Source organism: Pseudomonas sp. WT-JTC (genome assembly GCF_056711565.1).
In genome coordinates this window covers 115,001-126,386 of record NZ_CM160042.1, presented here as the reverse complement: position 1 = coordinate 126,386, position 11,386 = coordinate 115,001, and the positions used below count along the sequence as shown (strand labels likewise).

General features: G+C 58.7%; 8 protein-coding genes and 3 rRNA genes (1 of these 11 only partly in view). 6 read left to right on the top strand and 5 right to left on the bottom strand.

The features are described from left to right. The first annotated feature begins 58 nt into the window (after window positions 1-58). Window positions 59-397, top strand: a complete 339-nt coding sequence (locus tag AC06G5_RS00625; protein WP_057399111.1) for a hypothetical protein — start codon at window positions 59-61, stop codon at window positions 395-397. Window positions 398-442: 45 nt separating this feature from the next. Here AC06G5_RS00625 and lapD read toward each other — a convergent pair whose 3' ends face one another. Then, window positions 443-2,389 (bottom strand): cyclic di-GMP receptor LapD, encoded by a 1,947-nt coding sequence (gene lapD, locus AC06G5_RS00620; RefSeq protein WP_413428319.1) that lies wholly within the window; start codon window positions 2,387-2,389, stop codon window positions 443-445. A gap of 14 nt (window positions 2,390-2,403) precedes the next feature. Continuing rightward, entirely contained in the window at window positions 2,404-3,096 is a 693-nt protein-coding gene (gene lapG, locus AC06G5_RS00615; protein ID WP_480458809.1) for a cysteine protease LapG, read from the bottom strand. Window positions 3,097-3,293: 197 nt separating this feature from the next. On the opposite strand from lapG, the gene AC06G5_RS00610 reads away from it, so the two are divergent. The 5 genes from AC06G5_RS00610 to AC06G5_RS00590 all read left to right on the top strand — a co-directional run bounded on the left by AC06G5_RS00610 (window position 3,294) and on the right by AC06G5_RS00590 (window position 10,354). Further along, window positions 3,294-4,004, top strand: coding sequence for a GntR family transcriptional regulator (locus AC06G5_RS00610; protein WP_413428317.1), 711 nt, complete (start codon window positions 3,294-3,296; stop codon window positions 4,002-4,004). 732 nt (window positions 4,005-4,736) lie between these two features. Further along, window positions 4,737-5,513, top strand: coding sequence for a DUF3050 domain-containing protein (locus tag AC06G5_RS00605; RefSeq protein WP_480458807.1), 777 nt, complete (start codon window positions 4,737-4,739; stop codon window positions 5,511-5,513). Further along, window positions 5,510-6,439 carry a diiron oxygenase gene (locus tag AC06G5_RS00600; RefSeq protein ID WP_413428315.1) on the top strand — a complete coding sequence of 310 codons (930 nt, stop codon included), beginning with the start codon at window positions 5,510-5,512 and terminating at the stop codon, window positions 6,437-6,439. The genes AC06G5_RS00605 and AC06G5_RS00600 overlap by 4 nt, the downstream gene beginning before the upstream one ends. 13 nt (window positions 6,440-6,452) lie before the next feature. Beyond that, on the top strand, window positions 6,453-9,863 hold the full coding sequence (locus tag AC06G5_RS00595) for a non-ribosomal peptide synthetase (protein WP_480458804.1): 3,411 nt from the start codon (window positions 6,453-6,455) through the stop codon (window positions 9,861-9,863). Window positions 9,864-9,886: 23 nt separating this feature from the next. Beyond that, window positions 9,887-10,354: an SRPBCC family protein gene (locus tag AC06G5_RS00590; protein WP_413428313.1), complete on the top strand. Its 468-nt coding sequence runs from the start codon at window positions 9,887-9,889 to the stop codon at window positions 10,352-10,354. 105 nt (window positions 10,355-10,459) lie between these two features. Here the strand turns inward: AC06G5_RS00590 and rrf (AC06G5_RS00585) are convergent. The 3 genes from rrf (AC06G5_RS00585) to AC06G5_RS00575 form a co-directional block, all read right to left on the bottom strand. Beyond that, a 5S ribosomal RNA gene (gene rrf / locus AC06G5_RS00585) occupies window positions 10,460-10,575 on the bottom strand. 110 nt (window positions 10,576-10,685) lie between these two features. Continuing rightward, window positions 10,686-10,801, bottom strand: a 5S ribosomal RNA gene (rrf, locus tag AC06G5_RS00580). 155 nt (window positions 10,802-10,956) lie between these two features. Continuing rightward, window positions 10,957-11,386, bottom strand: a 23S ribosomal RNA gene (locus AC06G5_RS00575) (it continues 2,462 nt past the right edge of the window).

Here is an 11,386-nt window from a genome sequence, read left to right as displayed (position 1 = left end):
ATGCGGTTGACCTATGCTGCTGACAGCACGACGCTGGTTCAATTCTGAGGGATGCTCAATGTTTTACGTGCAACGCGATGCGCAGGGCCTGTTGGTACGCGTGGAACCCGCCGCCTATGCCGAGGCCACGGAAACGCTGCCGGCCGACAATCATGAAATCCAGACCTGGTTTGCCAACGCTGCGGTGGAGAACAGCCTCAAACAGCTCAAGCAAAGTGACCTGGAAATGATCCGGGTACTCGATGACTTGATTCAGGTGCTGACCCAGAAAGGCGTGATCCGCGTCACCGACCTGCCGGCGGCGGCCCAGGCTAAACTCATGGATCGAAACCAGGCCCGTGAAGCCTTGGGTGGCTTGAGCCAATTGATCGATGATGAAGAGACCGGACTGATCTGACGCGCCCCTCCGATCATTCCCGCGCGCTACGTGGGAGCGATCAAATCAGCCCCAGGGCTTGGGCTCGCCGAACAACTGGCCCTGAACGCCGTATATCCCCATCTCGCGAATCACCGACAACTCGCCTTCAGTCTCGACCCGCTCGGCAATCAGCGGCAAATCAATGCTGTGTGCCGCGCGCTGGATCGCCTCGATGAACAGGCGTTTGTCACTCTCCAGATCGATCGAACGAATGTAGCTGCCATCGATCTTCAGGTACGCCAGCCCCAGCCGTGCCAGGTTGCCGATCATGCTGAAGCGTCCGCCAAAACGTTGCAGGCTCAGTGAGAAGCCGAGTTCGCGCAGGCGCCGGGTCAACTGCTCCAGTACCGCCTGGTCAGGCAGTTGCTCTTCGCCAATCTCCAGGGTCAGGCGCGGGCCGAAATTGGAATGCGCACGCAGTATCTCGAAGATTTTGTTTTGCGCCTGCGGGTCGCCCAGGGTAGCCGATGACAGATTCAGCGCCAGCGACTCCTCATGCTCGCTCATTTGCTCCAACACCCGTTCGAGCATCAGCCGATCCAGGCGCGCCGTCCAGCCGAAGCGCTCCAGCCAAGGCAGAAAACGCCCGGCGGGGATGGTCTGGCCCTGTTCGTCGAGCAGTCGCGACAACACTTTGTAATGCAGTACCAGTTGCGTGTCCTGGGCAGCCACTACCGGCTGGAAATACAGTTCGAAGCGCCGCTGTGTCAGCGCCTGGTCAAGCATTCGATGCCAGGCGTGGTGATCGTCGCCGACACTGGCCGAGAGGCTGTGTTCGATACAGGCCCAGTTCTGCTCGCCCTGGCCTTCGGCCTGCGCCAGCGCCTGATCACCGAGGCTGAGCACGGTTTGCGGCGAGTCGCCGTGAGCAAAAGGTGCCAGGCCGATAGACGCCACGGCAGCCACATCAGTGGCGCCGGTAGCGTGCAGACTGGCCAAGGCACTGTCGAGGTTTTGTGCCAGTTGCAGCGCTTCTTCGCGCACCAGCCCCGGCGCCAGCACGGCAAATTCGCCACCGCGGATACGAGTGACCAGGTTCTGGGTTTCCGGATATTTGGCGCACTCGCGAGACAGTTGCTCGCCGACGGCTTTGAGCACGTCATCGGTGCGCTGGCCACCGAGACGCTGATTGAGGCCGGCAAGATCCTTGACCCGCAATAGCAGCAGATAACCGGAACTGGCCTGCTCCGGGTTGCTCACCCGCGCATTCAGCTGCATCTCGAAATAACGCCTGTTGGCCAACCCGGTCAACGAGTCCTGATAGGACTCGACCCGCAGTTTTTCACTACGCTCCGCCTGCTCCTGAAACAGCGCCTTGAGCTTCTCGACCATCTGGTTCATGGCCTGTACGACCCGGCGAAGTTCGGGAGTGCGCGGCAGTTCCGGCAGGCTGAGGAATTCCCGCCGGGCGATGGCGTGGGATTGCTTGACCATGTAATCCAGCGGTCTCAATTGCTGACGCAGCAACAGCGCGCCGAGTACCGCACTGACCGCGCCGCATAGCAGCAACCAGCTCAGGCTGCCCAAAGCGCTTTGCCACAACTTGGCCAGTGCGAACATCGGGTGGCTGACCACCTCGACCCGGGCAGCCTGCTCCCAGCCACGGCTGACGATCGCGTCACCACCGGCGGGCTCCAGGCCGATCAGTTTGACGAACCAGTCCGGAACGTTGTTGACCGCCGGAATGCCCGTGCGCTCAACCAGGGCCTGGTCGGTCTTCAGATCGACCACGCGGATGCTCGCGTAGTAACCGCTGTCGAAAATCGAGCTGACCAGCAACTCGACCATCGCCGGGTCGTCGATATTCGGTGTCAGGGAAAGCGCCAGCGCCGTCGCCGCGTCCTGAGCATGGGAGCGCAACTGGTTGACATACTGAGTGCGCGAGCTCTCCAGGCTGACCATGAAACTGCCGGTGAAGGCGACCACCAGGAACAGACAGATAGCAATCAACAGCTGTTTGAACAAAGACATCTGAGCACCTGCTCCTAATTAGTCGTCTCGACCGGGAATCCTTCGGCCTGCATTTTCTTCAACACATCCTGCCAGCGCGAAAGACGCTTGGTATCGCCGACCTTTTTGTTGCCCTTGGTACCCGGTAGCCACAACCCTTCTGCATTGAAAGAGTAGACCGGCAGCAAATCCTTTCGCTGGCTGGCGGGCTTGATTGCATCAATCAGGCTATCGAGCACCAGAGGCTCGGCTTCCGGACTCGAGTAGTAGGTCAGCACCATGTGCGCGCGGTTCTGGGTCAGTGCCTTGACGTAGATAATGCGCAGCTTTTCACTGGCTACACCGAGGTGACGCAGGCTGAAGTACTTGGCAATAGCGTAGTCTTCACAGTCGCCGGCGCCTTTCCAGAGGGCTTCGATCGGGGTTTCCCAGTAGTCGACTTCATGCCACAGATCGATGTCTTCGACATATCGCAGCTGCTTGTTGAAGAAGCGATTGACCACATTGAGTTGTTCCAACTCGCCGATCTGCTTCTGACTGGCCAACAAGTATTGCCAATCATTAATGCGCTGCTGACCTTCTCCCAAAGGTCCGTACAATGCCTGCGCCCGCCGGCTGATCAGGGAAAAATCCCAATCGGCACTCAAACTGCCCAACATCACGCCAGCCAGCAGCAATGCGCCGCACAGCCAGCGTAAAATCCGGGGGATCGTTAAACTTGCCGCCAATGCGAGGCATCCTGGGTAGGCAGGAGGGAGTCGTTCGAATGGTGAAGGTTAGACCGGAAAAAGACAATGGCACGGTGAGATCATTGGCGGCGCGCTAAACTGCAAGAAAGGCACTCGTTCGCTTGTTTGACAAGCCGTCAGGCAGTTACTAGTGTCATTTGGATCCAAAAAATATTCCGTCATTCAGGGTGCGTTTAGTGACACAAAAGCCCAACCCTCTAAGCAGTATCAAGGTCAACGGGCCCATTCCCGCGCATCTGGCACGGTCGGTGATCGAAGAAACCCTGCGCGCGGCCATACTCGACGGGCGCATTCCTTGCGGCGCGGCCCTGCGCCAGCAAGACCTCGCCGACCTGTTCGGCGTCAGCCGCATGCCCGTACGCGAAGCCTTGCGCCAGCTCGAAGCACAATCGTTGCTCAATGTGGTTGCCCACAAGGGCGCCGTGGTCGCGCCGCTGATCCAGGGCGACGCCGTGGAAACCTACGCGCTGCGCATCCTGCTGGAGTCCGAAGCCTTGCGTCTCTCGGTGCCACTGCTCCAGGACGAAGATCTCGAACAGGCTGCCCGTTACATCGATGAACTCGAAATGGAAAGCGACTACACCGAAATCGGCCGGCTCAATCGCCTGTTCCACATGGTGCTTTACAGCCGGGCACCCAATCGCCGGCTGTTGAGACTGGTCGAAGACGGCCTGATCGAGGAAGAGCGGTTCTTGCGTTTCAACCTGGAAGCCATGGGCCTGGGCAAACTGTCCCAGGACGACCACCAGGCATTGTTACGGGCCGCCGAAGACCGGGACGTCGAACGCTCCGTGAAGCTGCTCGAACACCACCTGAACCGAGCGGTCGAGGTCATTACGCGCTACCTCAACAGCCCTGAAGTCCGGGCCAAGAACACGTCCAGGTAACTCGTAGCGGCAAGTCCAGGCGAGGCGCACCGAAGGTGCTTGCCTCGCCTGATGCACATTTCCCCGAATGTGCCCCACGAATAATTTGATTACAAATCCCCTGCGCCCAAACCACACCACCCTCGCGGCGCTATATCACGCTCCAACGCCTCGCCGCCTGCAAACCTGGCCATAGCAACGATTGCATGCTGTCTCGGTATTGGCGGCCGCCTCCATTTGCGCCCACTCTGGGTGCCAAGGACACAATAAAACCGGGGACGTTCCGTGCGAATGGCGTAGTCCCCATCCCCAGAAGCGAAGGAAGGAGCCTCATCACGGGAACGGAAGGATCGGCACCAATCACGACCCACTTCCACCCCCTCAGACATCCCCCAACGACGCCAACTAAAAAGTTACTTCGAGTGAGGCATTCACTCTTTATTTAATTCTGACTTATATAAGCCGGAAGGAGTAACTACGCCAAAATAAAACCAACATGGAAAGTTTTATTGGAACTTATCAACTTCGAAAAAGTTGAATATCAAAATAATACCAAAACAACTTGATTGACACTTTATATGTGTATTAGTTTTTCTTCGCTGCCAACCACAAGCGGCAGCAGCACCTCAGTTACACGGCATATCCAGCACTGAAAAAGATCAATTCGTTTGAGGTACCCGTTCGCCCTGAAAAACTTTAAGCGAACTTAAGTGCTTGATTACTTCTCACCCCGAATCACTTACAGGCCCATCCATGAAACCAACTAAAGAACGTCTTATTCAAATAAAAGCCGAACTTGGCGAACACCCGATTTTCTCTGAAATACATTCGCTGCCGGTCCTGAGACGCTTCATGGAAACCCACGTTTTTGCCGTATGGGACTTCATGTCACTGACCAAGCGCCTGCAACAGGAGCTGACTTGCGTGCGACTGCCCTGGCTGCCGCCGCAGGATCCCCAGGCCGCTCGGTTGATCAACGAGATCGTGCTGGGTGAGGAGTCGGATGATCGCCCGGCCCAGGGTCATTACAGCCACTTCGAGTTGTATCTGGATGCAATGCGCGAAGTCGGCGCCTGCACCGATGCCATCGAACGCTTCGTGGCCTTGCAACAGGAAGGCGTGAGTTACGACCTGGCCTTGAAATGCATCAATGTCGACCCGGCGGCTGCACATTTCGTTCGCCATACGCTGCACACCGCACTGCATGCACCGGGTCACTGTGTTGCGGCGGCGTTTCTGCACGGTCGCGAGAGCGTTATCCCGCAGATGTTCCAGCGCATCCTCGACGATTGGGGCATCGGCACCGAACAGGCGCCGACCTTCCGTTACTACCTCGAACGGCACATTGAAGTCGATTCCGAGGACCACGGCCCGGCAGCGGAAAAGCTCCTGTCGCGACTGGTCGATGGCGACCCGCAACGGCAGGAGGACGTGTATGCCAGCGCCATCGCTGCCGTGGAAAGTCGTATTGCCCTGTGGGACGGACTGCGCCTGAGCATCAACGAATCGGTCATGGAGGTGAGCGCATGAACGCCGTCGACTACCAATCCTTCGCCGACGCCTGGGAAAGTCGCGCGACCATCCGCACACGCCCGCGACGCGTGCTGGAGAACGACGACAAACTGATCTACCCCTTGAGCCGTCAACCGCTGGTGCTGAGCGAAACCTTTCTGCGCGAATGTCCGCAGCTGCGCGACTTCGCCCTGGTGCAGACGCTCTACAAGTTCATCAACGATGTGGTGATTTTCGAAACCGAGATCGTCGACAAGACCGCCCGCAGCATCGCCAAGAATCGCTTCGCGGTCGAGTTCCCGTTCGCCTGCCGCTACGACGCCATGACTGTCGTGGTGGACGAGGATTACCACGCACTGGTGGCGATGGATTTCATGCAGCAGACCATCGCGTTGACCGGCATCACCCCCATTGAATTGCCGGATGAGATCGAACTGAGCCGAGCGATACCGGTGGCCGTGGCACTCGCACCGGAGCACCTGCGCAGCGCTGTAGAACTGATCTGCGTGGCCATCGCCGAAAACACCGTGACCGGCGATGTTGCCGCGTTCGCCAAGGACGACACGGTCAAGCAATCGATCAAGGGCCTGATGGCCGATCACTTGCTGGACGAGGGGCGCCATTCCGGTTTTTGGGCACGACTGGTACGCATTTACTGGCATACGGCTAGTGCAGACGACCGCCATTGCATCGCGCAGATCCTGCCGGTGTTCATTGGCCATTACCTGACCAACGACATCCAGAAATCCTTCGACTTCCGCTTGATCGACGCACTGCAGACCAACGACGCGGCGCGCCACGCACTCAAGAACGAAATGTCGGCACTGGCCTTCCCGATCAATCGCCATCACCCGCTGGTGGCCAACATTGTGCGGTTTTTCCACAGCAGTTCACTGCTCGAATCGCCGTGCGTACAAACCGCCCTCAGCGACTACCTGGTTTGACGAGGAGCCCACCATGAGACGTCTCGACATCTTGCTCAACGGACAAAGCCAGGCCATGACCAACCTGGCGCTGGAACTCGAACAACACGGTCATTCACTGACGTGGGTATCCGCACTCGACGAAATGCCTGGGCCTGTGGATCTGCTGATCGACGATGGCACGTCGCTTCAGTTCACTGCTCAGGCGCCACGGCTGACATTTCAATTGGGGCTCGGCATGCCACAGGCGTCAGGCCTGCCTTCGCTGGACCTGTTGTGCTGCCATGGCTCAACGCTGCTGAGTCGTGTACCCATTGCCGATGAGCCGTCGGGTAACGGCCAGGCGTTGCGTATGCAGGCCATGACAGCACTGGTTGAGCACGTGGCGCTGCTGGTCAGCCGCTACTCGCGGGATGCCGACTATTTCCGACACGCCGAACCCGCCGCACCTGCCCGCTACGAGCGCATCGAGAACCTGCGGTTCCTGGACAGCCTCGCGTTCGTGCATCGCCTCAATGCCACCGCCGACCCACGACTGCAGCAACTCGCGCAAACGCCAATGATCGAGCGGCTGGAACAACAGTGCATCCAGAGCGCCGACCGTCCGGCCTTGAGCATTGCCGGCACAACGCTCGACTATCGCCAGTTGTACGCCTACAGCCGCGCCATCCAGCAACGTTTGCGACCGCTGCTGGATCAGCATCAAGGTCCGGTAGTCGTCGGGATCTGCCTGCCCAAATGCAGCGCGCTGTATGCCGGAATCCTGGCGATCCTGGGCAGCGGCGCAGTGTACCTGCCGCTGGAACCGAGCCATCCACTGCAACGTCAGCAGTACATTCTGGCGAACGCCGGTGCGGTGTTGCTGCTGCATGATGGCGAGCATCCCCTGGCGAGGGAGATGCCGGGGCTGGACATCGGGAGTATCGACTACCGCGACGTGGATCTCACTCAACCCTTGATGCACCAACGCCCCGACCCCGATGCACCCTGCATGGCGCTCTACACCTCAGGCACCACCGGTCACCCGAAGGGCGTGTTGCTCAGCCAGGCCAACCTCACGCACTTCACCCATTGGTACGCCGACTATGTGCAGCTGACCAGCCACAGCCGGGTGCTGCAGTTTTCTTCATTGAGTTTCGACTCATCGCTGATCGACATCTTCCCGACCCTGTTGCAAGGCGCCGAGCTGATCGTGCCCGACGAGGACCAACGCCGCGATCCACTGCAACTGGTGGAGCTGATTCGTCATCGGCAACTGAGCCACGCCTTTTTACCGCCTGCCTTGTTGAGCATCCTGCCGCTGGAGCAGTTGCAGTGCCTGGACCGTGTGATGACCGGCGGCGATGTGTGCGAGCCGTGGGTCATCGAACAACTGAGCCGTCAGGGCAAGCTCTACAACCTCTACGGGCCCACCGAAGCCACGGTACTGATTACCGCGCGGCGGCTTCAGGCAGGCGACAACAACCGCTCGCTGGGTGCGCCGATCGCCAATAGTCAGGTGTTTATTCTCGATGATGACTTTCAACCGGTGGCCGAGCAGACTGTCGGTGAGTTGTACATCGCTGGCCCGGGCGTGTGCCTGGGCTACCTGAACAACCCGCAGCAAACCGCTGAGCGTTATCTGGACCTGAACTTGCCTGATGGCCAGTCCCTGCGCGTCTATCGCACCGGGGACATGGCGAAGTGGACAGATGAAGGGATCGAGTTGTGCGGTCGGCGTGATAATCAGGTGAAGATTCGCGGCTTCCGGGTCGAGCCGGAAGAGATTGAGCGCTGCCTGCGCGACAGCCGGTTGTACCGCCAGGTTGCCGTGGTCGTTGATAGCCAGCGACGGATTCTGGCCTTCCTTGCCCAACCCCGGGAAGACCTCCCAGGCGCCGCTCGCCAGGCGTTGAAGGCCCACGCGGCACAGCACCTGCCGGACTACATGCACCCCGCTGCATGGACGGAACTGGCAAGCATGCCTTACGCCAGCAACGGAAAGGTCGACCGCAAGGCGTTGCTGGAGCTGCCGGTGAGCGTCACCGATAACCCTCCACGGCGCCTGCCCGTCAATGCCGATGAAACCCTGCTGCTGAACATCTGGGCCGAGTTGCTGGAGCTGCCGGCGAGCGACATTCCCACCGACGAAAGCTTCTTCAATCTGGGCGGGCACTCGATCCTGCTATCGCGCATGCTCCTGCGACTGCGTGAAGAGTTCGGGCGCAGCATCTCGATCAACCGCTTCATCGAACTGCCCACCATCACGAAACTGGCGACACTGGTACGCGGCTCCGGCAGCGAAGAAGTGCTGAGCGAACAGGCCCTGCGCGATGCCTTCCGCGAACTGGATATTCAGCCTCTGCCCATCAGTCGCATGGGCGATGTGCACAAGGTGATCGTCACAGGCGCCAACAGTTTTGTCGGTGTACACATCGTCGAGGCGTTGCTGGCCTGGGGGGCCAGCGAGGTCGCCTGCCTGGTGCGCGACGGCAATGGGCAATCGGCGGACGAGCGCTTTGCCCAGGCGCTGCGGGAGAACCATCTGGAGCACCTGGATATGAGCCGGGTACGGGTTCACGCGGCCGATATCACACGACCGGAACTCGGTTTGGCAGCAGAGGTTTATCAGCGCCTGGATCGAGAATTTGGCGCGCTGGTGCACAACGCCGCCAACGTCAATCACGTCCTCGATTACGAGTCGCTGGCGAGGGACAACGTCGAGCCGATTTTCGAATGTTTGCGCCTGTGCGAAGGACGCAGCAAAAAAATCTTCAATTTCGTCTCGACGCTCTCGGCCTCCAGCACGATATCCGCCGACGGCCGAGTGCTTGAGTTGCCGGCCGCACCGACACCCCCCATCTACATCAAGAACGGCTACAACCTGTCCAAATGGGTTGGCGAGCGCATCCTCGAACGGGCGCGAGAGCTTGGGGTCCGGGTCAATCTCTACCGCCCTGGCAACATCAGCTTCAACAGCCTCACGGGCGTGTGCCAGCCACACAAGAATCGCCTGATGCTGATGCTCAAGGGCTCGATCCAGCTGGGTCTGGTGCCGGAGTTCGCCTTGAACTTCGACTTGATGCCGGTGGACTTTCTCGCCCGATTCATCGCCTTCCACGCCAGTCGTTATCAGCCGGAACAGGCGGTGTTCAACCTGCACAACCCCGAGCCCCTGAGCTGGGACGACTACGTGGCGTCCTTCCGCGAGACTGGGCGCGAATTCGCGATGGTCAGCGTCGCCGACTGGCAGCAGCAGCTGAGTCGGGTCGACAGCGACAACGCGTTGTTCGGCGTGCTGGGGTTCTACCTCAACGGCTTCGAGGAGGACATCGGCGACATCTCGATGATCGGTCACGACAACGCCCAGGCCGGCGTACGGCTTATGGGTGCGCACTACCCGCAAAAATCCCCGGCGCTGCTGCGTCGCGGCTGCGACTACCTCAAAGAAATCAACTTCATCTGACTCAACCCCAACGGAGCAAGACCATGAGTACTCTGCAACCCGATACCCTGATCAAAAACCCTCAAGGCTGCCACGTGGTGTCCTCGGTGGACGTGCCCGCCGCTGCTGCGCAGGTATGGGCCGTGGTCGGTAACTTTTCCGGCTTTGATCGCTTCATCCCGGCACTGTCGCACATCGAAATGACCGGTGAAGGCGTGTCATCGTTACGCAAAAAGTTTTTCAAGGACGGCAACCAGGTGGTCGAACAGCTTAACTCCCGGGACGACCAGGCGCGGCACATGACCTGGACCACTATCTACAACACTCTGGGTGTGGCCAATCTGTGGGCCGCGATGAGCGTTGAATCACTGGATGCGGACAAGTCCCGAGCCACCTGGACCATCATTGCCGAACCGGCACAGGGTGGCGCCGAGGCGCTGCCAGGCTTCAAGGATTTCGTGCAGGGCTTTGCCGATGATGCGATGAACAATGTGCTGAAACTGTTTGCGTAGAGCGTGAAAAAGCCCGTTGTGGAGAGGCTCCGCAACGGGCTTTTCAATACCCCTGAAACGACAAAACCCCTGTCTGCGTCAGCAGACAGGGGTTTTGGAATTCAATCTTGACGATGACCTACTCTCACATGGGGAAACCCCACACTACCATCGGCGATGCATCGTTTCACTTCTGAGTTCGGGATGGGATCAGGTGGTTCCAACGCTCTATGGTCGTCAAGAAATTCTGTTTGTCAGTCCGTCTGTAGTGACGTACCAACGAATTCTTGATGCTTCTACTATAAAGACAAAACCCCTACCTGCATACGCAGATAGGGGTTTCGGAATTTAATCTTGACGATGACCTACTCTCACATGGGGAAACCCCACACTACCATCGGCGATGCATCGTTTCACTGCTGAGTTCGGGATGGGATCAGGTGGTTCCAACGCTCTATGGTCGTCAAGAAATTCGGGTACTGAGTCGTGGCCAGCTGGCCTCGCTTCAGCAAATTGGGTATGTGATGGAAATCGGTGTTTTGTGAGCGTCGAACTTTCGGTTCTTTCGTCTTCACACACCGCAATCTGGCCTCTTTCGAGTTCACAAATTGCTTGGGTGTTATATGGTCAAGCCTCACGGGCAATTAGTATTGGTTAGCTCAACGCCTCACAGCGCTTACACACCCAACCTATCAACGTCGTAGTCTTCGACGGCCCTTCAGGGAGCTCAAGGCTCCAGTGAGATCTCATCTTGAGGCAAGTTTCCCGCTTAGATGCTTTCAGCGGTTATCTTTTCCGAACATAGCTACCCGGCAATGCCACTGGCGTGACAACCGGAACACCAGAGGTTCGTCCACTCCGGTCCTCTCGTACTAGGAGCAGCCCCTCTCAAATCTCAAACGTCCACGGCAGATAGGGACCGAACTGTCTCACGACGTTCTAAACCCAGCTCGCGTACCACTTTAAATGGCGAACAGCCATACCCTTGGGACCGGCTTCAGCCCCAGGATGTGATGAGCCGACATCGAGGTGCCAAACACCGCCGTCGATATG